At 61.2% G+C, this 22,094-nt stretch carries 23 protein-coding genes; 9 read left to right on the forward strand and 14 right to left on the reverse strand.

Annotated elements, in window-relative coordinates; translation table 11 throughout:
- Positions 1-251 precede the first annotated feature (251 nt).
- Positions 252-503: a phosphoribosylformylglycinamidine synthase subunit PurS gene (gene purS, locus BLR34_RS03490; RefSeq protein WP_092699495.1), complete on the forward strand. Its 252-nt coding sequence runs from the start codon at positions 252-254 to the stop codon at positions 501-503.
- Positions 500-1,177: a phosphoribosylformylglycinamidine synthase I gene (gene purQ, locus BLR34_RS03495; RefSeq protein ID WP_092699497.1), complete on the forward strand. Its 678-nt coding sequence runs from the start codon at positions 500-502 to the stop codon at positions 1,175-1,177. Before purS ends, purQ begins: the two co-directional genes overlap by 4 nt.
- A 10-nt stretch (positions 1,178-1,187) precedes the next feature.
- Here the strand turns inward: purQ and BLR34_RS03500 are convergent, their stop codons facing one another.
- Positions 1,188-2,075, reverse strand: coding sequence for a DUF7351 domain-containing protein (locus BLR34_RS03500; RefSeq protein ID WP_143414124.1), 888 nt, complete (start codon positions 2,073-2,075; stop codon positions 1,188-1,190).
- A 149-nt stretch (positions 2,076-2,224) separates the two neighbouring features.
- On the opposite strand from BLR34_RS03500, the gene sdhC reads away from it, so the two are divergent.
- From sdhC to BLR34_RS03525, 5 genes are all read left to right on the forward strand, one after another.
- A complete protein-coding gene (sdhC, locus tag BLR34_RS03505) occupies positions 2,225-2,617 on the forward strand; it encodes a succinate dehydrogenase, cytochrome b556 subunit (protein WP_092699501.1) in 393 nt (130 codons plus the stop codon).
- Positions 2,617-2,982 carry a succinate dehydrogenase/fumarate reductase transmembrane subunit gene (locus BLR34_RS03510; RefSeq protein WP_092699503.1) on the forward strand — a complete coding sequence of 122 codons (366 nt, stop codon included), beginning with the start codon at positions 2,617-2,619 and terminating at the stop codon, positions 2,980-2,982. Before sdhC ends, BLR34_RS03510 begins: the two co-directional genes overlap by 1 nt.
- A 12-nt stretch (positions 2,983-2,994) precedes the next feature.
- Positions 2,995-3,867: a succinate dehydrogenase/fumarate reductase iron-sulfur subunit gene (locus tag BLR34_RS03515; protein ID WP_092699505.1), complete on the forward strand. Its 873-nt coding sequence runs from the start codon at positions 2,995-2,997 to the stop codon at positions 3,865-3,867.
- A 2-nt stretch (positions 3,868-3,869) separates the two neighbouring features.
- Positions 3,870-5,696, forward strand: a complete 1,827-nt coding sequence (locus BLR34_RS03520; protein WP_092699507.1) for an FAD-binding protein — start codon at positions 3,870-3,872, stop codon at positions 5,694-5,696.
- A gap of 69 nt (positions 5,697-5,765) precedes the next feature.
- Positions 5,766-7,043, forward strand: coding sequence for a glycosyltransferase family 87 protein (locus BLR34_RS03525; protein WP_092699509.1), 1,278 nt, complete (start codon positions 5,766-5,768; stop codon positions 7,041-7,043).
- Between the two features lie 9 nt (positions 7,044-7,052).
- Here the strand turns inward: BLR34_RS03525 and BLR34_RS03530 are convergent, their stop codons facing one another.
- Together BLR34_RS03530 and BLR34_RS03535 are read right to left on the reverse strand one after the other, a co-directional pair.
- Positions 7,053-9,095, reverse strand: a complete 2,043-nt coding sequence (locus tag BLR34_RS03530; protein WP_176765230.1) for a DUF8167 domain-containing protein — start codon at positions 9,093-9,095, stop codon at positions 7,053-7,055.
- Entirely contained in the window at positions 9,092-10,339 is a 1,248-nt protein-coding gene (locus BLR34_RS03535; protein ID WP_092699511.1) for a potassium channel family protein, read from the reverse strand. The genes BLR34_RS03530 and BLR34_RS03535 overlap by 4 nt, the downstream gene beginning before the upstream one ends.
- A 107-nt stretch (positions 10,340-10,446) precedes the next feature.
- Between BLR34_RS03535 and BLR34_RS03540 the strand changes: the two genes are divergently transcribed.
- A complete protein-coding gene (locus BLR34_RS03540) occupies positions 10,447-11,604 on the forward strand; it encodes an NAD-binding protein (RefSeq protein WP_092699513.1) in 1,158 nt (385 codons plus the stop codon).
- A gap of 8 nt (positions 11,605-11,612) precedes the next feature.
- Here BLR34_RS03540 and BLR34_RS16855 read toward each other — a convergent pair whose 3' ends face one another.
- The 5 genes from BLR34_RS16855 to BLR34_RS03560 all read right to left on the reverse strand — a co-directional run bounded on the left by BLR34_RS16855 (position 11,613) and on the right by BLR34_RS03560 (position 16,206).
- Positions 11,613-11,759 (reverse strand): hypothetical protein, encoded by a 147-nt coding sequence (locus BLR34_RS16855; RefSeq protein ID WP_176765231.1) that lies wholly within the window; start codon positions 11,757-11,759, stop codon positions 11,613-11,615.
- A 189-nt stretch (positions 11,760-11,948) separates the two neighbouring features.
- Positions 11,949-12,944 (reverse strand): porphobilinogen synthase, encoded by a 996-nt coding sequence (gene hemB / locus BLR34_RS03545; RefSeq protein ID WP_092699515.1) that lies wholly within the window; start codon positions 12,942-12,944, stop codon positions 11,949-11,951.
- A gap of 46 nt (positions 12,945-12,990) precedes the next feature.
- On the reverse strand, positions 12,991-15,471 hold the full coding sequence (locus BLR34_RS03550) for a methyl-accepting chemotaxis protein (protein WP_092699517.1): 2,481 nt from the start codon (positions 15,469-15,471) through the stop codon (positions 12,991-12,993).
- Positions 15,472-15,651: 180 nt separating this feature from the next.
- Positions 15,652-15,924 carry a hypothetical protein gene (locus BLR34_RS03555; RefSeq protein WP_092699519.1) on the reverse strand — a complete coding sequence of 91 codons (273 nt, stop codon included), beginning with the start codon at positions 15,922-15,924 and terminating at the stop codon, positions 15,652-15,654.
- Positions 15,925-15,984: 60 nt separating this feature from the next.
- A complete protein-coding gene (locus BLR34_RS03560) occupies positions 15,985-16,206 on the reverse strand; it encodes a hypothetical protein (RefSeq protein ID WP_092699521.1) in 222 nt (73 codons plus the stop codon).
- Between the two features lie 209 nt (positions 16,207-16,415).
- On the opposite strand from BLR34_RS03560, the gene BLR34_RS03565 reads away from it, so the two are divergent.
- Positions 16,416-17,090 (forward strand): HD domain-containing protein, encoded by a 675-nt coding sequence (locus BLR34_RS03565; RefSeq protein WP_092699523.1) that lies wholly within the window; start codon positions 16,416-16,418, stop codon positions 17,088-17,090.
- 21 nt (positions 17,091-17,111) lie between these two features.
- Here BLR34_RS03565 and BLR34_RS03570 read toward each other — a convergent pair whose 3' ends face one another.
- The 6 genes from BLR34_RS03570 to BLR34_RS03595 form a co-directional block, all read right to left on the reverse strand.
- Positions 17,112-17,753, reverse strand: coding sequence for a LysE family translocator (locus tag BLR34_RS03570; RefSeq protein WP_176765238.1), 642 nt, complete (start codon positions 17,751-17,753; stop codon positions 17,112-17,114).
- 168 nt (positions 17,754-17,921) lie between these two features.
- A complete protein-coding gene (locus BLR34_RS03575) occupies positions 17,922-18,236 on the reverse strand; it encodes a DUF7116 family protein (RefSeq protein WP_092699527.1) in 315 nt (104 codons plus the stop codon).
- A 69-nt stretch (positions 18,237-18,305) separates the two neighbouring features.
- A complete protein-coding gene (locus BLR34_RS03580) occupies positions 18,306-18,545 on the reverse strand; it encodes a DUF5816 domain-containing protein (RefSeq protein ID WP_092699529.1) in 240 nt (79 codons plus the stop codon).
- A gap of 40 nt (positions 18,546-18,585) precedes the next feature.
- A complete protein-coding gene (locus BLR34_RS03585) occupies positions 18,586-19,344 on the reverse strand; it encodes a hypothetical protein (protein WP_092699531.1) in 759 nt (252 codons plus the stop codon).
- An 83-nt stretch (positions 19,345-19,427) separates the two neighbouring features.
- Positions 19,428-20,135, reverse strand: coding sequence for a DUF2270 domain-containing protein (locus BLR34_RS03590; protein ID WP_092699533.1), 708 nt, complete (start codon positions 20,133-20,135; stop codon positions 19,428-19,430).
- 46 nt (positions 20,136-20,181) lie between these two features.
- Positions 20,182-21,996 (reverse strand): flippase-like domain-containing protein, encoded by a 1,815-nt coding sequence (locus tag BLR34_RS03595; protein WP_092699535.1) that lies wholly within the window; start codon positions 21,994-21,996, stop codon positions 20,182-20,184.
- Positions 21,997-22,094 lie beyond the last annotated feature (98 nt).

The raw sequence follows: 22,094 nt of genomic DNA on the forward strand, positions 1-22,094 counted from the left end.
CGAGACAGTTCTCGGTGCACTCGCCGATGACCAGCGCCTGGCCGAAACTATCGATATCGTGCGAGAAGCGACGTAGGCGGCTACGCGTTGTGAAGTGTTCGCGCTCGACCCCACGACACAGGAGGACACAGTCGAGGCCGACCAGCAACGGTACAGACTCCGAACCCGGGGACTCGCAGGCCGGCCGACGGACTGGGTCGAGTAGCTTCGAACCGCAAGCGTTTTCGATAGGGCACACCCGCGTTCAACCGATGACCGCCTACAGTGCAACGGTGACCGTCCGCCTCAAAGAGGGGGTCCTCGACCCGGAAGCCGAAACGACACAGCGCGCCCTCGAACGCCTCGGGTTCGAGCTGGACTCGCTCAGTTCGGCCGACCAGTTCGAGATTGAACTCGACGCCGACAGCGAGGAGCGTGCCCGCGAGCGCGTGACCGAGATGACCGAGCGCCTGCTCGCAAACCCCACGCTCCACGACTACGAGGTGTCACTCCAGCAACGATGACGGTCGCTGTCATCCAGTTCGGCGGCAGCAACTGTGACCGAGATACGGTACGGGCGCTCGATGCGCTGGGTATCGACGCCGACCTCGTCTGGCACGAGGACGGCCTGCCCGAGTCGGTCGATGGCATCGTCCTTCCTGGTGGCTTCTCGTACGGTGACTACCTCCGAGCGGGTGCAATGGCTGCGCAGTCGCCGATTCTCGACGCGGTGCGCGAGAGAGCACAGGACGGGACACCGGTTCTGGGCATCTGTAACGGCGCACAGATTGGCTGTGAGGCGACGCTTACACCTGGTGCGTTCACCATCAACGAAAGCGCGCGGTTCCAGTGTGAACACGTTCACCTCCGCGTCGAGACCGCCTCGACGCCGTGGACGGCGGCCTACGAGGAAGGTGACGTTGTCGAGTTCCCCATCGCTCACGGGGAAGGACGGTTCGAAATAGAGGACGACGAGCTCGACGCGCTCGAATCCGACGACCGTGTTCTCTTTCGATACTGTAACGAGGACGGGACGGTCACCGACGAGGCGAACCCTAACGGCTCGAAACACAACGTCGCGGGCATCGTCGGCGAACGAGAGACCGTTGCCGTCATGATGCCCCACCCCGAGCGTGTCTCTCTCCCCGACCTCGGGAACACCGACGGCCAGGGCGTCTTGCGGGCATTTGCCGAGTAAATACCCTCTGTTAGGCAGATTCTCGATTCAGCCGTTCATACGAGTCGACAGTCAACTCCTCGTCGAGTGTCAGATACATCCCGGCGTCCCCGAGGTCGATTGTAATCTCGACGCGGAGTGGCTCTTCGCTTGTCACCGTGGCGTGTTCGTCGGTGAGCCAGTCGAACTCCCACAGCGGTGTTGTTCTGATATCTAACCCGTTCTCGAAGAGGAATCCGATGACAGCAGGGTGGTCCAACGCCAGCGCACCAACCGGCTGTGCGATGTGGTGGTCACAAGCGAGGCACCTCAGTTCGAGCCACGGTAACGGTGTGTCGAAGTCGTCGGGAGCATCGATATCCCGTAGCAGCGACCGTCCGGTGTGTCCGCCACAGAGTGGACAGAATCCACGCGCCATGCGCTGGAATCGTGTCAGAACCAGGCGACTGAACAGTTGCGGGAGATTCTCAGCGTCGGTGTTGGTAGCGAGTACCGGAGGGGCGTTCAGGCCCTTCGTGAGCGCGTTCCCGCAGTCCGTGCACGCGACGGAAACGGTACCATCCTTGTAGGTGGTTTCCAGTACCGCGCCACAGTCGGGACACTCACCGGCTTGGACAGGGTCGACAGACACGTCGTTGTCGGTGTATCGGCCAGAGACTGCCGCGCCGATTACCTTCCGTCCCGCCGTGGTAAGCTTGTACCCCTCCTCTTGTTTGCGGACGAACTCCGGCCGAAGCTTGCCGAGGTGGTAGTTGAACTGTCCCGAGTCTGTTATCGGCGTGGCGTCGTGCAGCGCAGAGAACGATGCCGTTGCTCCGTCCAGTTTCCACAACGCCTGGAGAATCGAAATCCTGGATTCGTCGGCAATAGCCGACAGCGCATCTTCAAGCTCGCTACCCGAAATCCGCTCGTCAGACATACTCGAAACGAGCATGCGGTTTGTTACCAGTGTTTCGCTATCGGTCGTCGGAGAAGGTGTCGAACTGTTCGTTTCCGGACAGTATACCCGCCGATACGCTTCGAATGTGTAGAAACATCTTTGTTGGTTCGCTCCTGAGTGCCGCACGTATGAGTTCGAGTTACGACCGCGGGACCGTAGAGAGCTTCGGTCGGTGGCAGGAGTTCTCTGCGGGTATGTGGGCCTGGGTACTCCACAAATTCACGGGATGGATACTCATCGGGTATCTGTTCACGCATATCGCCGTGTTGAGTACCGCAACACAGTCGCCCGAGATGTACACGGACACGCTACAGGGACTAGAAGAGTTGGTTATCGTGCGGTTCTTAGAGATTGGTCTGCTGGCGGTCGCCGTCTTTCACATTCTCAACGGCGTCCGACTGCTGATGGTTGACCTCGGCATCGGGCTCGGCAGCCAGGACAAGAGCTTCTATGCCTCGCTTGTCCTCACCGCGGTGATTGCACTGGCAAGTATTCCGACCTTCCTCGGAGGTGTATTCTGATGGCAGAACACTACTCCTCGTTCCAGCGCGGGACCTGGCGGTGGCTCTTCCAGCGCCTGACAGCGGTGTTCCTCGTCGGAGCCCTAGGCTTTCACTTCGTCCTGTTGCACTTCGTCAACCACGCCGCCGAAATTAGTTTCATGGGAACGCAGGCGCGGATGGACCAGATTGGGTACTTCTCGCTGATGGTTGTCTTCCTCGTCACCGCCGCGTTCCACGGCATCAACGGCGTCTACAACGCGCTCATCAACCAGGGACTCAAAGGAACCCAGCGGCGAGTCGTCGCTGGCGTCCTCACGCTTGCGGGCGTGTTGCTGGTGGGACAGGGGACGTACGTCGCCTTGCACATGAACGGATTTCTCTAACCGGAGGACAGTATGAGTACACAGGTTACAGAGCAAACCGAGACCGAAACCGAAGAACAGACCGAGGAACAGTCACCGGGCGAGCGACGGCGCGAGAAAAAAGAGCAACTCCAGCGCGAACGCGAGCAGGAGAAAAGTGACCTGCTCGACGAAGCCGAGGAGACGGTCGAGCTCAAAATCTTCCGGTACGACCCGGAGGTCCCCGAAAAGGAAGAACCCCGCTTCGACTCCTTCGAGGTGCCGTTCTTCGAGGGGATGACAGTGCTCGACGCGCTAATCTACGCCCGGGACACGTACGACTCCTCGCTCACGTTCCGCCACTCCTGTCGGCAGGCCGTCTGTGGGTCCGACGCCCTCTTTATCAACGGTAAGCAGCGCTTGGGCTGTAAGACCCAGATGGTCGACCTGGAGTGGCCGATTCGCATCGAGCCGCTCCCACATCAGGAGGTCGTCAAAGACCTCGTGGTGGACATGGAGCACTTCTACGAGCAGATGCACGCCGTCGAGCCCTACTTCGACCCCGACGAACTGCCCGACGGCGAGCGCGAGGAACAGCGCCAGACGCCAGAAAACCGCGAGAAGGTCAAACTCTCGACACGGTGTATCTGGTGTGGGGCGTGCATGTCCTCGTGTAACGTGGCGGCGGGCGACAATCAGTATCTCGGCCCGGCAGCAATCAACAAGGCCTACCGGTTCGCGATGGACGAACGCGAGGGCACAGACAGGAAAGAAGACCGTCTCCGGATTATCGAACAGGAACACGGCGTCTGGCGCTGTCAGACCCAGTTCTCCTGTACGGAGGTCTGTCCGAAAGACATCCCGCTGACCGAGCACATACAGGAACTGAAACGCGAAGCGGTCAAGAGCAACCTCAAATTCTGGTAACCATGCACGAACACGACGTCATCGTGGTCGGCGCCGGCGGCGCCGGCCTCCGGGCAGCAATCGAAGCGCACGAAGAGGGTGCCGACGTGGCACTCGTCACCAAACTCCACCCGGTCCGCAGCCACACTGGCGCGGCCGAGGGCGGCATCAACGCGGCGTTGCACCCCGAAGACTCCTGGGACCTGCACGCCTACGACACGATGAAGGGGTCTGACTATCTCGGTGACGCTCCTGCTATCGATGCCTTCGCCCAGGAGGCACCCGACGAGGTCATCCAACTCGAACACTGGGGGATGCCCTTCTCGCGCGAGGAAGACGGGACCGTCTCCCAGCGTCCCTTTGGCGGTCTCTCGCACCCACGGACGACCTACGCCGGTGCGGAGACAGGTCACCACCTGCTGCACACGATGTACGAGCAGGTCGTCAAACGGGGCATCGAGGTCTACGACGAGTGGTACGTGAGCCAGCTAGCGGTCACCGAAGAGGACGACCCCGACGAGCGGACCTGTTACGGCGCAGTCGCCTACGAAATCGCGACGGGCGAAATTCACGGCTTCTACGCGCGTGACGGCGTCATCCTGGCCACCGGCGGTCTGGGCGAGGTCTTCGACCACACGACGAACGCAATCGCCTGTACCGGCGACGGACAGGCCATGGCCTACCGGGCTGGCGCGCCCATGGAGGACATGGAATTCGTCCAGTTCCACCCGACGACGCTTCCCTCGACGGGTGTTCTCATCTCTGAGGGTGTCCGTGGCGAAGGTGGTATCCTCTACAACGACGAGGAAGAGCGGTTCATGTTCGAGCACGGTTACGCCAACAACGAGGGCGAACTCGCCTCTCGTGACGTTGTCTCGCGTGCTGAGCTGACCCAGATTAACGAGGGCAAAGGCATCGAAGACGAGTACGTCCACCTCGACATGCGCCACCTCGGTGAGGAACGCATCCTCGACCGGCTGGAGAATATCCTCCACCTGGCAGAGGACTTCGAGGGCGTCGACGGTCTCGACGAACCGATGCCGGTCAAGCCCGGCCAGCACTACCAGATGGGCGGCATCGAGGTCGACGAGTACGGGCAGACCTGCATCGACGGCCTGTATGCCGTCGGCGAGTGTGCCTGTTACAGCCTCCATGGCTCGAATCGTCTGGGTGGCAACGCGCTTCCCGAGCTGATGGTCTTTGGCTCGCGGGCCGGTCGCCACGTGGCGGGCGCTGTCGGCGAGGAGCCGGAGATTCCGACCGGACCAGGCGCAAAATCCGAGAACGGCTCTATCGACGCCCCAGTCAACCTGGGTGGCGTCGCCGACCCCGACCCGGTCGCGACCGACGGCGGCGAGCTGGCAACCCCACAGGACGTGCTCGAAGCGACGGTCGAGGCCGAGCGCGAACGCGTCGAGACGCTGCTTGAACGCGACGGCATCAACCACGCCGACGTGCGCGAGAAAGTCCAGAAGACGATGACCGAAAACGTGAACGTCTTCCGCGAGGAGAGCAACCTCAAGCAGGCTCTTAAGGACATCCGAGAGGCCCGCGAGCTGTACCAAGAGGTTGCGGTCCGTGACCCTTCACGCACCTACAACACGGACATCCTCCACACTATCGAGACGCGCAACGTCATCGATTGTGCCGAGGCAATCACTGTCGGCGCACTCGCCCGCGAGGAGTTCCGGGGCGCACACTGGCGGATGAAACACCAAGAGCGCAAGGACGACGAGTGGCTCAAACACACGATGTACGCCTGGAACGACGGGAAAACTGACCTCTATTACAAGCCCGTCATCCTCGAAGGCGAGGAGCAGACGTACGAGCCCAAGGAACGCTCGTACTGAGGCGCCCTTTCTTTTTACCGCCACCCCGAACGCAGGCTGTTTAAGTACGAACGGGACACACCGAGCCGTATGGTCATCCCCACGGTCCGGGGTCGCCCGCTGGTCACGCGCCGCTTTCTCGGAGCGTGGCTCGTCCTAGTCGCGACGCTCCCGGGAGGGCTACGCTCTTATTTCATCCGCGACCAGATTGGCATCACTGCCTGGAACCCCGGCGAGATGATGGGGGTTAACTACCGGACCTATCACCACGCCGCCGAACTGGCACTCGACGGCCAGTCGTTCTACGACACGGCACCGTCTGCCGCCTTCGACTGGGCGGTCTATCTCTATCCACCGGGGACGGTTCCGCTGTTTTATCCGTTTACACTCGTCGGATGGGAGACCGGATACGCGGTGCTGACGGGATTGTCTGTCGTGGCTGCTGTCGTCACCACGGCACTGATTGTCGACTACGTCGAATCGTACGGGCCAGCACTCGGATGGCTGGACGTGGGGCTCATCTTGCTGTCACTGGTGATTTCGACACACGTCTTCGGGACGATCTTCTTTGGCAACATCAACCTGCTGTTGGCGCTTGGGGTCGTGTTCGGACTCTGGGCGCTCGAACGCGACCGTGAGGTTCTCTCGGGTGCCACCTTCGGCACTGTAGCGCTGTTCAAGGTTTTCCCGGCACTGGTGGGGCTCTGGCTGTTGCGTCGTCGGCGACTGCGGGCGGTCGGTGCCGCAATCGCGGCGGGGCTGGGCGGATTGTTGTTCGGGCTGGTGGGGTTTGGCCCGGATACCACGGTCCACTATCTGACGGAGGTGTTGACCGGACGAACGGATACGGGCGCGTTCGTCGGTGGCTATCCCGTCGACGGGACGTATTACGTGACTGTCCAACAGCCAGCCTCGTGGCTCGTCGCCGCGCTCTGGCCGGACGCCCCGTACGGTGTCATCTTCGGAGTCTCGACGGCGTGTATCGCGGGCGTCGTCGCTTACTTCTATCGCCACGTCGAGACACCTATCGAGCGCCAGATGGCTATCTTTGTCACTCTCGCTGCGATGGTGACAGTCATCCCATCGCTACGGTGGTATCTCGTCTTGCTCTATTTACCGATGATAACGCTGCTGTACCTCTGGACTGACGGGTACAGCCGGCTTCTCTTTCTCGTCGGCGGCGTGTTGTTGTCGGCCACGATTAGCGCAGAAGCGGTCGTCGAAGGGCTCTCCGGGCTGCCGGAGCCGCTGTACAGCGTTGGCTACGCACTCGGTGGCTCGGCCGTTCTCCCCCTGTATGGTCTCGGCTTAATGGTTCTGGGGTGTGCCTGGTACAAGCACTCGCTCCAAGCGGTTTCCGGACAGTAGTCGCCGCGGTCACTCGTCGAGTCGCATGTCGCCGCCGGGGCTGTCCGAGATGTCGTCTTCCCAGTCCGCGTCGCCAGACTCGAATTCTTCTTTGAGCTGTGCGAACGTCGACCCGCCGCCGTCGTCGTCATCGTCATCGTCCCCGCCGTCGTCGTCTTCTTCGGTGTCCTCGTCTGTGTCATCTGATTCGTCATCGAAGAGGTCCTCATCTTCTGTGTCGTCGTCGAATAGTGTCTCGTCTGCAGAGTCGTCTTCGAAGAGGCTGTCATCGTCCAGCGAGTCGTCGTCGAACAGTCCGTCGTCATCGTCCTCTTCGACACTGAGGGACGTGATGTCGTCCTCCGGGGAGTCCGCTCCAGAGCCGTCGCCGTCGTCGAACCCACCGTCGAAGTCGTCGTTGTCCTCGTCGTCGAAGCTGATATCTGCGTCGTCAAGGCTCACCAGGTCGTCATCACTGCCGGGGTCGTCCTGAGCCACCGCTGTTGTCTCCTCGTCGTCGGACTCGGCCCAGTCGGCCTCACCGGACTCGAACTCGGATTTGAGGTCCTCGAAGGAGCTGTCGCCATCGTCGGCTGACTGGGAGACCGACGCGTCTGAGTCGGACGATTCGACAATCTGTTCGATTGGTTCGTCTTCGTCCTCGTCGTCGTCCTCGTCCCAGCCATCTCCCTCCTCGTACTCGGATTTGAGGTCGTCGAAGGAGGGTGAATCAGCCTGCGCGGTGACGCCCGAATCCGCGTCTGTGGGAGCTGTCTCTGCCGGAGAATCGTCTGGGTCGGCCACCGTGTCGGCGATACTGCTCGGGTCGGTCTCTGTCTCCTCGACAGGTTCCGACGCGGACTCTGAGGAGGGGTCGGGCGCAGTCTCGACAGTGTCGGCGGATTGGCTGTCGGTGGCGACCGCTGGTTCGCTGTCGGGGACAAGCGCGGGGTCGAGCGGCGTCGCGGCGTCTTCGAGTTTCCGCAGGGACGCCGGCAGACCGATGACCGACAGCGTTTCGCCGGGTTCGAGCACGTAGTCCCGGGGGGGCAGCGTCGTCGGTCCGTTCTCTTCGGGTGTGACAGCGGCGACGGCGACGGCAAGTGCGCCGACGGGCATCCCGTGGAGCGGACTCCCAGCCTCGACGGTGACAGAGGCATAGCTCTCGTCTGCGGCCCGGAGCAAGGAGGCAAACTCGCGTGCCGGGCGGTCTTCGACCGGTAACGTCACGAGTCGATAGGTCCGTGTCGGGTCGACTTTCGGCGTGTCGGCAGAGTTGATAGCAACTGTCACTACGTCACCCGACACGCCCCTGAGTTCGCCCGTAAGGACTCGGCGCATCGAGTCAGTCTCCCAAACCTGAACTACGTCGCCGGTACTCGCGTCGAACGCAGGGTCCGCCCTGAGAGCGACAGCGTTGGTCGCAGACGGCAGTGTCGGACCGATGCCTGCGGCGCGACTCCCGACCGCCAGGTGGTCGACGGTGCCATCAGACGCGAGGTCGAGGTCGACAGTGCCGACACCGAAATCGGTCTTGAGCCGTGTCCGGATACGGCGGTCGAGTTCTGTGAGGGTCAGGTTTCGTGGGAAGACGAACTGACGGCCGGCAATCGCGTCGCGGGTTCGCTCAGAGACAGGGTCGTACCCGACGACATCATCGATTTCGTGGGGCATCGTCACCGTGGTGACGCGACCGACTGTCTTGACTAGCCGCGACACCTCCTCGTCGACCGCCTCGCGTTCCCCGCCGTGAAGCACGTCTCTGGCAAACGCGTTGCCCCATCGCTGGCCGACAACTGCGCCGACTCCGCCGGAGAGGAACGCACCGACGTTGAACAGTGCGGTCTGGACGGTCCCCATATCACCTTCTATCACCTGCCCGAGGACCGACGTCGTGTTGAGATACGCCGCGACGCCGGCGAGGCCAGCGAGCACCGCAAGCCCGAGCGGAACCCGTTCGCGCGTAGCCCACCGGTATCCAAGCGCGACCACCGCGGCCAGTGCCCCGGCGAGTAGTGCCAGCCCGAGTAACTCCGTCGCCGCCGTCACTATCTGGTCAGGTGTCGACGTCATATCGCCGACTCACCCGTCCGTGCGTCTGCGGCTTCGAATTCTTCGAGCGCGTCCCGTGGCCCGACCGCAAAGAGTTCGTCTCCGGCGTCGAGTGTGGTGTCGCCGTCCGGTGTCACGAGCCAGCCGTCCGATTTCCGGACCGCAAGCACCGAGAGACCGTAGGTTTCCTCGATGTCGATGCTCCCGAGCCGCCGGTTTGTCAACTCACCGTGTTGCCCGACGGCGACCCGCCGAAACCGGTTCTCCGCGCGTCGCAACATCGAGATAACCTCGAACTCGCGACGAGTTCCGCGGGGTTCGACCACGACTTTCACTTCACTCGCCCGGAGTAACGGCTGCACGTCCGTCCGCCTGACCGCAACGGTGATGCGGCCCTCGCCCCCGCTTGTCGTTGGCTTCCGGACCGGTCGGGCAGACTCGTCGTCTGCCACGCGGTCGTTCGAGGAGGGGTCGATGTCTGGTGTGGAGTCGTTGACTGTGTCGGCCTGCGCGCTGACGACGATTCCCCGAACCTGTGCGTCGGGCGTAATGACGGTCACCTCGTCACCGTGTACCAGACCAGTCGGAATCAGCCCCGAAACCGACACTGCATGCCGGTTGTGGTCGACCCGTTTCGAGAGTCCGGAGAACGGCGGCGCGGCGACGACGGTCGCGCGACCCTGCTCGTCGACGGTGACCGCCACGTCACCGAGGTCGTATTCGGTCTGGAGGCGGTCCTCGACACGCCGTTCGAGCTCGCCAAGCCGGAGGTCTGCGGGTAGGTTCACCTCTGCGTTTCGGAGGCGCGCACGCAACTCCTCGGGTAATGGCGGGTATCCCTCCATATCCGAGATCTCACCGCTCACTCGAACGCGGACCTCCTCGCCGCCGTTGACGAAATCTGCAAGCTCCCGCGAGAGCGTCTTGTCCCGAAGCTGAGACAGCGAGAGCCGTCGGGGGAAATCAGCGGCCATCTGGTCGCCCTTGCTGTGGGCGTACAGCGAGAGCATGCCGATAACGAGAATAGCCGTGACGATGCGAGGTGCGTTCGGCGCGGCGAGAACCGACTGGTCGGCGAGTGCCAGCAGACCGCCATTGACCCCGGCGAGCGCAATAGCCAGTATCGTCACACCGAATCCCGGTAGCGTCACCCCGGTCACGTACTTAAACGAGAATCCGAGACCCCACGAGACGAGCGCCGGGATGATTCCGACGAGTAGCCCCAGATAGATGCCGAGTAGTATCTCCGCCGGAAACGATGCCATATGTAGTATCAGAGTACCGACCCTAAAAGGGATTTCTTCCGTTATCAAATATGTGTCTGTGGCTTCCGGGACAGTACGTTCAAGTCGTTGCCCCGCCAGGCACAGGTATGGCAGACAGCACGAGACGGATACACCGGCTGGTCGGTGTGCGGGCAGCGGTTACGCTCGCGGTCTCGTCTGCGCTGCTCTCGCTCGCGACGGGGCTTGCAAACATCACGACCGGTGTCGTTGTCGGCCCGCTCTCGTCGTACATCCCGGAGATTGTCCAGCAGACGGCTGGCTTTACCGGCACACTGACAGGATTCGTTCTCCTGCTATTTTCCAGACAGCTTTACCGCCGGCTACGGGTCGGCTGGTACGGTACCGTCGTGTTGCTTCCGGTCGCGGCCATCCAGGGTATCGTCCAGGCGAGTGTCTACTCGCTTCCCCTAGTTATTCTCTCGTTGCTCGCATTGCCGATTGTCGCCGTCAACTACAGCCGATTCGACCGGCCGATTACGTTCTCGAACGCACAGATTGCCGCGGTACTCGCCCTCGTCGGAACGCTGGCCTACGGGACAGTCGGCTCGTTCACGCTACGCGAGGAGTTCGTCGAAATCGAGAGCGTCACCGACGCATTCTACTACACGATTGTGACTGCCAGTACCGTCGGCTACGGAGATATCACGCCAACGTCCGAAGAGGCGACACTGTTCTCGGTGTCGCTGGTTGTCCTCGGGACTGTCAGCTTTGCGGTCGCGCTCGGTTCGGTCCTGGGGCCTGCCCTCGAAGCGAGATTCGAACGCGCACTCGGAACCATGACAGAGACAGAGTACGACTTGCTCGAGGACCACATCGTGGTACTCGGCTACGGCGAGTTGACCGAACCACTTCTCGAAGAACTCAGCGACGTGCGATTTGTTGTCGTTACCGACGACGCCGAACAGGCACGCCGCCTCCGTGAGCGGGACGTGGGCGTCCATATCGGTAATCCGAGCGACCAAGAGCCACTCGAGTCCGTCGCTATCGACCGGGCACGAGCGGTTATCGTCGCCACGAACAACGACGCAGAGGACGCACTCGCGATACTCACCGCACGGGAGCTCAATCCAGCGGCGCGCATCGTCGCCGGCGCTACCTCACGCGACAACGTCGACAAACTCCGGCGTGCAGGGGCTGACACGGTGTTGAGTCCGGCCGTCATCGGCGGCCAGTTGCTCGTGCGGTCCGCACTCAGCGGCGAAGATGTCGAAGGCCTGACCGAAACGCTACTCGACGAGGGCTGAGAGCCGACTCAGCGGCGACTACTTTCGAGAGTCGCGGCGACTAGCTCCGCGGCTTCCTCTGCTGCACGGCGACGGGCCTCGGTTTCGGGCCCGGCGTCTGCGTGGCCGTCGTCGGGCAGATGCGTCGCGTGGTGGGGACGTGGGCGAGTCATCATCGTCGTTACAGCCTATGCACTGGTGTATAATAGTGCCCCAGGACAGTTGTCTCCAGTTCGGTCAGTTTTGCCCGCACTGACTGTTTTTGCTGATTTCACGCGACCACAGGTCTCCGTGACCACTATCCAAGACGGATTGTAACCGAACGAAACGTTTTACAGACAATTCTAAAAGGATAACAGGAACGCTCAGAGTTGTTCGGCGACGGTCTCGGCGAAGTACGTGAGGATGAGGTCGGCCCCCGCCCGTTTGATAGAGAGCAGCGATTCGTGGGCGACCTCGTCGAGGTCCAGCCAGCCCTGCTCGGCGGCGGCGTGTAACATCGCGTACTCGCCGGAAACGTTGTATGCCGCGACAGGGTGGTCGAACTCGCGGCGAGCGTCGGCAATAACGTCGAGATACGGGAGCGCAGGCTTGACCATCAACACGTCTGCGCCCTGTTCGACGTCCAGACTCACTTCACGGGAGGCCTCTCGGGCGTTGGCGGGGTCCATCTGGTAGTGGCGGCGGTCACCGAAAGCGGGTGCGCCGTCGGCCGCGTCCCGAAAGGGCCCGTAGAACGCGGATTCGTATTTCGCCGCGTAGCTCATAATCGGAATCTGCTCGAATCCGGCACCGTCCAGAGACGTCCGTATCGCACCGACCATGCCGTCCATCATGCCGGACGGTGCGACCATGTCTGCCCCAGCCTCGGCGTGGCTGCGTGCAATCTTTTCGAGGAGGGCAAGCGTCTCGTCGTTGTCGACGGTCACGTGTGCGTCTTCGGGCGCGCTCGCTTCGAGGACACCACAGTGGCCGTGGCTCGTATACTCACAGAGACAGACATCGGTGAGGACGTAGGCATCGGTCTCGTCGGCGATACGCCTGGTCGCGCGCTGGATGATTCCGTCGTCGGCCCAGGCACGCGACCCGGTCTCGTCTTTCTCCTCGGGGATGCCAAACAGGATGACCGCCTCGACACCGGTCTCCCGGACCTCCTCGACACGGGCGACAGCGTCGTCGAGCGGGACGCGCTCGTGGCCCGGCATCGACTCGATTGGCTGGCGCTCCTCGGTCGTCGCGTCGATAAAGACCGGCGCGATGAGGTCCCGCGGCGAGAGCGTGGTCTCGCTGACGAGCGGTCTGATACCGTCGGTTCGCAGTCGCCGTGGTCGTTTGCCGCGCTGGTGGTGCTCGTTGTCCATACTGGCCGTTGTGTCGGCCGGTCAAAAGCCGTGTCGCTCCAGTCCGTTAGTCCTCAGACAGCGTCTCGACGTTCGTAGTGTCGGCTTCTACCTCGAATTCGTCGAGGGAGTCGACGAGTGCAGTCGCCCGGTCTTGGAGGGATTCGGTCTGGTCGACGATAGAGGAGACAGATGCGGTCTGTTCCTCGGCCGACGCCGCGGCGTGTTCGGCCTCTGTGGCGGCGTCTTCACTCAACTGTGTCACGTCGTCGACGCGCGAGACAACCCGCTGGGTCGCGTCGGCCTGGTCTTCGGTTGCCTCGCTTATCTCTTGGACACCCCGGTTCGTGTCCTCGACTTTCGCGACGATTTCTTCGAGCGCACTCAGGGCTTCTTCGACGGTTTCGACGCCGCGGTCGACCGCCTGACTGGTCTCCTCGACCTCGGAGACGGTCTCGTCGGTCTGTTCTTGTGCCTCTTCGATTATCGACTCGATTTCGGCCGCGGCTTCCTGGGTCTCCTCTGCGAGCTGTTTGACCTCATTTGCCACGACGGCGAACCCGGAGCCTGCTTCACCGGCGCGGGCGGCCTCGATATTCGCGTTCAGCGCCAGCATGTTCGTCTGGTCAGCTATCTCTGTAATCACGGAGACAATCTCGCCGATAGTGTCCATCTGGTCGTCGAGTGTCCCAATCTTCTCGACGGTCTGTTCGGTCTGGTCCTCGATGCGGGCCATCTCCTCGATTGCGCTCGTAGCCGCCTGCTGTCCTTCCTCGCCCCGCTCGACGGCCTCTTCTGCGGTTCCGGCGACCTGTGCCGCCGAGGACGCCGCCTCCTCGATGCTCGCAGAGAGATTGCTCATCTCCGAGGAGACTTCGCCCAAGCTGTCTGTCTGCTCGTTTGTCGCCGCCGATATCTCCTGGGTGCTGTCGCTGACTGTCCGACTCGCGTCTTCTATCTCGTGGGCACCGACGACCACATCCTGGCTCGACTCGGCGACATCCTCGCCGAAGGCCATCACGTCCACTAGCGTCTGCTCGATTTCGTCTACCATCTTGTTGAACTCCTCGGCGACGTGGACCATCGCCTCGCTCTCGCTGTCGGTACTCATGCGGCGGGTGAAGTCACCCTCTGCGACGGCTTGCATCACCTCGTTGTACTCTTGGGCAGTCTGTTCGAGGTGTTGGTTCATCTGCTCGGCCTGCTCGCGGGCTTTCTGAGCCTCTTCGCGGGCTTTCTCGGCGTTATTCTTGGAGGTCTCTGCGCGGTCGAGGGCCGACTGTGCCTCGGAGATGCGGTCTTTCAACTGGACGCGCATCGTGTCGAACTCCTCGTAGAGGTCACCGATTTCGTCCCGTCGGGTCGTCTGGAGTTCCACGTCCAGGTCACCGTCGCCCATCGCTCTGGCACGGTCGACCAGCCGTTCGAGTTCCTTGGTAGTCAGTCGCCCGCCGACCAGTGTGACACCGATGAGGATGACGAACGTCAACAGCATCGTCACCACGAAACTCTGGAGTACCTCTTCACGGAGCGAAAACGCCGTGTCCTGTGGAGACTGGTTGACGATTGTCAGGTTCTCGTTCGTACTCAGCGGTCGGTAGGCGAAAATCGTCCCGTTGTTCGACTCCATCGTCGTCCCGTTGGCTACCTCGGGCATCGTTGCGGTGTACTCCCCACCCGTTATGCGTTCTCCGTCGGGACCGAGAATGGTTGTCGTTGCTCCCTCTATCGACTGTTCGATTCGCGGACCGACAGCCGAGGCGTTGAGTTCGGCGAGCAACACTTTGTCAGAGGCGGGTATTCCCCAGCCGAGCGCCATCACTTCCGTCCCGTCGGGGGCAGTGTATGTCGACGGCAGCACGAACTCTGACCGGTCGAACAGGGCCTGGTCGTACCCCATGTCGTAGATGTTCTCGCCGACGAACTCGCTGGCCGTACTGCCCGTGACTGCACCGGAGTCTGTCGATATGTAGTGGATAGCCCGGAAGTTCTCGCTCGACGCGACGGGCGTACGCAACTGTGACATCAAGAAAGACGGGTTTCTCGTCTGGAAGTCTGTACTGCTACCGGCCTCGGTGCGCAGGCTTGCAAATTCGTCGTGGCGATTATCGAACCAGTTGCTGTAGGAATTGTCGTGATTGATTGTCGTCGCCTCTATCTGACGGTCGACTTCGCTGTCGAGTTCAGAACTGATTCCAAGGTAGAAGTAGCCGCTGACGAGCCCACCGAGAAGGATGACCAGCAACATGCCAGCCACCACCTTGACCAAGAGGTTCTCCTGGACGACTGACGGAACCAGTTTCCGGAGGACACCCACCTCGGCAGTGTCGTCGGTCTCTGGACCCTTCGCCCGGCCGTCGTCTCCGTCGGTGTCGCGGTCGCTCCCTTCGGATGTACCGTCTCGGGCTGGCTCGTCAGTGTCCGGCTGTGGAGTGCCGCCATCACAGAGGAGCCGCCGGTCTGTCTTCTCCCCGGTAGGTCTCTCACCATCTGTGGAAGTCGATGCAGTTCGGAATCTCCTGGGAATCGTACTCGGCTTTTTACACATGGTCTTACTCCAAGGCGAACAGGCCAACCCAGAGGGGACGTTTGGTTAGATACGCCTGTACTGGCTTGAATACCGGATAAAACCCTGTCATGCGTAATCAATCTTTATATCACGATGTAGTATGTGTTATCCTAAATATACGAAAATACATTGTGATTAATGAATGATATTATCGAGTGTTTAAGCCCGGACGACCCAGTGGTCCTCAGCCTGTCGTTCGAGGGTCGCCTCCTCACGAAGCTTGACGATGTAACCGTTCGGCTGGACGAGGCGTTCATGCTCGGCGTCGACTCGGACCAGATTCCCGATGAGTTGCGCCGATGGGGGCTTCTGTGCTGCTCCGCAGTCGTAGATTGTTACCAACTCACGGCCTTCCTCCTGTTCGTGGACGATGACGTGGGCGTGCCGGGGCAGTCGCCACTCGTCGTTTCCGGCGGTCGAAAGGTGATTCATACAGGATAGAACGGTCTGTAGTCGCTTGTATTCACTGGAAGCCAGTCAGCAACAGAAACACTACTCGACAGTCGAGAGGCCACCGCCAGCGATAATCGCCGCCGACGCCAGCAACGACGCACCGAGGACGACGAAATCGTCGCTCGGTTCCAGTCCACCGATGGCCGCGGCCGCATCGACGATGAACACGGTGACAAACAGGCTCAGAACAGCAAAGAGAAGCATGACAATTGCAGCGATGATACTACTTGCAAGCGCACCAAACGAGTCGAGGAGTCCCATTCTACAATAGAATGTCACGGATTGCGTATATATATTGTGTTACTAACAGGACATGACGACAGTCGAATATGTTCGTCGCTCATCGCCATACTAGAGGTCACTGAACGTCGAACGTGGCGGCTCGTACTGTTGTCGTAACGCTAAAGAGTCGAACGAACAACTTACATATAAGATGAATCAAAAGCGTTTCGTCCGACGGAGGTGGTTCTGTGGGTGTTGAAATACGCGAGTCACCCGTCTCGGACACGGAGTTTGCGGAGATGGAGCAGTTCGTTCGCGATTATTTAGAGGCGAGCGTCGCCAGCGAAAACGAAGGCGGCCGGATGCGATGGTACCCCTGGCACTCTGCGGAGTATCGATTCAACCACATCCGAAATGTCGTCGAGCTATCAGGGGAGATAGCGCGAGCGGAGGGTGCCAACGAGGACATCACGCAGGTAGCTGCTCTCTTTCACGATATCGCCAAACTCGAAGTCGACCAAGACATCCACGCCGAGGAGGGTGCTCGTATCGCGCGGGAGTATCTGAAGACACACACAGAGTACCCCCAGTCGTTCGTCGACCAGGTCTGTCGGTCCGTCCGGGACCACTCATATCAGGGCGACCTCGAAGACCTGGTCCTCGAGACCCAATGTCTCATCGAGGCCGACATTCTCGACAAAATCGGCGCCAACGGCGCGGCGTTGCTCCTGTTGCGGATGGGCTATGAGTCCCGAACACACATGGACAGCGCCGAGATGGTGACCCGTGTACTCGAACGCGGCCAAGAAGCTCGCAAGCGTGTCCGAAGCCAGTCCGCCAAGGACATCGCAGACCGACGGCTCAAGCGCGTCCGCTGGTTCCAGGAGTGGCTCGAAGACGAAGTCGTCGGAATGGAACGCTGACCGACTGGCTCCGACGGCAGTTCACAACAGCGTTCCGATTCCGTCCCAGAGGAAAAGGAATCCGAACCCGACCAGGATGAGCGCGCTCGCGCCCGCGACGACCGGGGCGAGCGAGTCGATACGGTTGTCGGTCGCGACGAGCACCGCCGGGAACCCGGTAATCCAGACGAGAATGCCGCCAAAGAAGCCCGCAAGAAGCGCGATACTGCCGGTTTCGACGACGACTAGCCCGGCAGCTGCGTCGCCGACGTAGGGAGTGTGTGAAAGTACATCTATCGTTCCGGGGTCGAGCATCGCGACCCCGACAGTCAGCCAGAACAGAATCTGGAACGGATTCGTGAGCGCGAGGACGAACGCTTTCTCGAACCCCCGTGACTCGCCAGCTACGTCCGAACCGGTCAGCGTCTCCTGTGCGCTCTGGACCGCATCGAGTGCGAAATAGAGCATGAGCAGGCCGCCGACAGTGACCATCGCGCCACGGAGCAACGGCCACTGCTGGATGACGGTAGCGACGCCCGCAAGCGCGAGCACGAAGAAGATGATATCTGCGGTCATCGCACCGGCGCCGGCGATGACTCCGGCAACCCATCCCCGGACGACGCTCTCCTCGGCAATGATCGCGTTCATCGGCCCCGGCGGAGCTGCAAGCGCTAACCCGAACAGGACGCCGGCGAGAACCGAGAGGACGACAGATGTAGACATAGCTATCGTGTTGACTGTCGGAGCTGATAAAAATGGCGCGGGTGTCAATAACTATCAACACAATATTTACGTCGTAGAGCGCCGCTACGATGTATTTTGTGAATGTCAAGGCGGTACTCGTGTCGGTGCTCAGGTCGCCAGTCTGGTAGTCGGGGGATGACTGACCTCGTAGTCCTCGTCACCGACGCCGATGATAGCCCACTCGTAATCGGGGTCGACATCGGCAAGATGGTGTGCCAGTGTATCGACGGCGTCTTCCCAGGTAACGAAACAGCGGAACTGGCCGGATGACGGTAGTTCCTCGGGTTCGACCATCGGCATTACGTCGACGACACGCCACTTTCGCTCGGCACGCAGGCCAGAATCGTCGGCTGCTACCTTGTAACCCAGGTCGGTGAAGATGGATTCAGCCTCTTTTTGCAGGGTCGTGGTAATTGCCCCCATACGAGAGTCTATACCACACAGTGCGTATTGAACGTATCTAAACAACAGATTACTGAAAATTTGGCAGTGTTACTCGTGGGCGGCGTCCCACTCTTCTGCCTTGGTCCGATTACTGCAGACGTTGCACTGGACCCGTCCCATAGCGTCGACGGCGTTGTCGAGCGTTTCGCAGTTGGTGCAAAAAAAGCCCCAGCGGGTCGTTTGCTCTTGGTCTGTGTAGACGACGTAGAACGGTCCCTTCTGTCCACGCCTGCCTGCACTGGTGTCGACGAATCGACTCGCGCCGTCGGAGTCGGTTACGGGTTCCATGACTGGTAGTACACGTCGAGAGGCAAAATCACTTCGTATCCTACAGTTTGGCCGTGATATAGGCCAGGAGGTCGTCGACGAACTGTGGGTCGTACGACCAGAGGCCGTCCCACACCCCATTCTCGAGTTCGATGGCCAGCAGTGCCGCAGGCCCGTGGTCTGCGCCGTCGGGCGGGTCGTGGATAACGAACCACGACGTGCGGAAGTCGATGCCGTGGCCGGCGTGTGCGACGACAGGGAAGTCAGAAGACGGGGACCATCCGGGCTGACCGTAGACGTGTACGTCGACTGCCGTCTCGGCGACACGCTGGTAGACGACTTTCGTCCCCTGTTCGTCTTCGATTCGCGAGAGGCGCTGGAACGACGACCGGAGCGTGCCATCCCCCTCGACGTAGGCCCGTTTCTCGATGTACCGCGAGATGAGTACGAGCAGGAGTTTCTCGGTGTCAGATTCTGGGTACCCTCTGAGAGTGAACCGCGTGCCAGCGAGTGCGTCGAGAACGTCTGGAACGGTCGTCTCTTCGAGCGACCGCGTGCCGGTCGTAAAGAGGTCTGTATTCACCATCAAAATCGCGTCCTGCAACGCCCGGAGCGGTGAACTCGCCACGACCGTCCCGTCTTCGAGTAAGACCACGGTGTCGTTTTCGTATTCCTCGCTGACGTCTTCCGAGACTGAGACGGTCTGGTCAGCGAAGAGGTTCTCTATCATTGTCTGGAACGGCTCCGGCTCTGTCCGGTTGAGCACGGCGATAGAGCGTTCTGGCGCGTCCGAGCCATCCAGAAACTGTTCGAGTGGCATCTACTCACGCCCCCCTACCATCCGGAATGGTTTGAATCTACTGGCACGCGCGGCGGCATCAGAGTGTCGGCTGATAGCATTGCTCACTTCCACTGGTCCGAGTCTGTTTCAGAGTGTAGTTCCCCTTTCGCCCGACGGCGACTCGGCCAGAAGGTGACGATGAGAACACCGAGATAGAACGCCCCGAGACCCGCCAGGACCGCCTCACCGGCGATAGCGCCGACTGCTGCGGTCTGGACGACGCTGGCTCCTGAGTTCGAGAACACGGTAAGTCGGATGACCCACGCCAACAGGAGCACCGAAATCAACGGAAAGTAAATTCGTTGCAGTCGTCGTGAAATTGCTTCGAGGATGGGCGTTTTTATCTTGGGTTCTCTGAAGTCCTCGCTGAGGAGTTCACGCCAGTTGGTCTGTTCGACACCCTCGGAGTCGAGTGCGTTCGCGAAGACGTTCTCCTCCATAACACGCACTCGGGAGCGCCAGATGTCGTAGACGCGGTACCGACGGGCCTCGATACCGAGAAACACGGTCACCATCACGACTCCCACGAGGAGGATGTAGTGTGGACGAGAGTCACTCGAGAATGCCCACGTGAGCAACGACGCCGTCATCACCACCGCCCAGTTGGTCGTGCGGTCGATACGCGTCCGCCAGGATGTCGTCCGACCGAGTTCGCCGCGGTAGGCGTGGCCCATCAGCGAGAGAAAGTCAGAGCGGTCGTCGGCGGCCTCTCCGGCGACTTCGCGCTCCTCACGGGACTCCGGGTCGAACTCCGGGGAGCTGTCTGTCATAGTCAACGGTACAACAGGCGGACAGGTAAAGCCCCACGGCGAGGTGTCAGTCGTTCTGGACGACGTCTGCTTCCGGACTCTCTTCGACGGCGGTCGTAAGCGAGACGTTGAGCAACCCCATCGAGAGGAAGCCGCCGAGAATCGTTACGACGTTTTTCACTGCGTGGTCGACGATTGCAGCAGACAGCGCGACGACACCGCCGATAGGCGTCAGAGTCACGATGAGCAGTGTAAATGCCCCCTCGTAGAGCCCGATGCCACCGGGAGAAAGCGGAAGTACCTTGGCGAGGTTGCCAACACTGACGGCGAAAAAGCCCGCGCCGACCAACAGCGCCGGAGCCACATCGACGGCAAACGCGAGAAGGACGACAATGCCGACGACGACATCGAGCACCCAGATGACGAGGCTACTCACGCCGACACGGACGAAAGACGCACGGTCCTGAGCGACGGTCTGGATGTCGCCGACGAACTGTTCGATGACGCCAGCAACGTACTCGGCGTAGCTGTCGGAACTCAGCCGCCTGACTGCCGGCCGGACGTAGTTTCGGTCACGTCGGGCAGTGTAAACGATGAAGAAGACGGCACACACCGCAGCGAGCCCGACCCCGGCGGCGACGACGAGTGCAGTCTGTCCGCTCTCGCGCTCGCTGCCCTGGACCGGGTCGCCAGAGAGGGCTGCCTCTAGTTCGCCCAGTGAGCCGGTTAGCGCTAGCCAGAGCAGTACGACACCAGCCATGAACGTGATGGTGAGCAAATCGTAGACCCGCTCGACAGCCAGCGAGGCGAACCCCGACGGGTAGGGGATGTCACGCCGCGCCTTGACGATGTAGGCACGGACCGCGTCACCCGCCCGGGCGGGAAACACCAGATTACCAGTCTGGCTGATGAATATCGCGCCGGTCAGGAACTCCCAGCGTTCGTGGTACCCAATCGAGTCCAGAATGTCCCGGTACCGCAGGCCGCGCAACGGCCAGGAGAGCAGATAGACGACCGCAGCCAGCAGGATGTACAGCCGGTCTGCCTCGGCCATGCTATCGAGTACCTCAGACGGGTCGAGATAGAGCGTCATCAGGGCGAGCGAAACGAACACCAAGAGGCTCCCGGCAGTGAGCGTTACTGTCCGCGTGATGCGCGGGCTGATAGAGAGTTGCCACCAGGTCCGCAGAATCTGACTGCCCATCCCGAGGACATCCCGGACGATGTCGACCTTCGAGTCGCCCTTGGGCGTCCATCTGACGGGAAACTCGTTGACGCGGTATCCCGAACGCTGGGCGCGGACCAGCACCTCGGTGTCCCAGAACCAGTGTTCGTCCTCGACGTCGTCGAGTAGTGCGAACAACACGTCGCGGTCGAACGCCTTGAACCCACACTGGTGGTCCTGCAGGTCCGACCGGAGGAACAGCCGGACCAGCGAGTTGTAGCCGAGACTCGGGACGCCACGTTTGGCTGGCCTGTCGGCTTCACTATCCGGGAGCCACCGGGAGCCAGTCGCGACATCGTACTCGCCCGAACGGACGCACTCGACCAACTCCTCCAGGTGGCCGATATCCGTCGCCAGGTCCGTATCGAAATAGACGAGCGTCTCTCCGTTCGACTGCTCGAAAGCGTATTCGAGTGCACCGCCACGACCCAGCCGCTCGTCCGAGTGAACGTGCCGAACAGCGTCGTGCTCGGCGGCGAGTTCGGTCGCAATCTCGGGGGTGCGGTCCTCGCAGCCGTCCTCGGCGACGAGTATCTCGAAGGCCCCGGCTGGGAGGAACGATTCGAGCGTCGACAGCGTCGTCACGACGGTGTCAGCAAGCGTGTTGGCCTCGTTGTACGCCGGGAGGACGACACTCACCTCAACGGCCCGACTCATTGTTTTCCCTCGTCTGGCGGCGAGTAAGAACTTTCTGGACTCTCTCCGAGTGCGGCGTGGTAACAGACACGAAAGCTACATAGTGTGACCACCACAGA

It is taken from the genome of Halovenus aranensis, from assembly GCF_900100385.1.
Taxonomy (GTDB): domain Archaea; phylum Halobacteriota; class Halobacteria; order Halobacteriales; family Haloarculaceae; genus Halovenus; species Halovenus aranensis.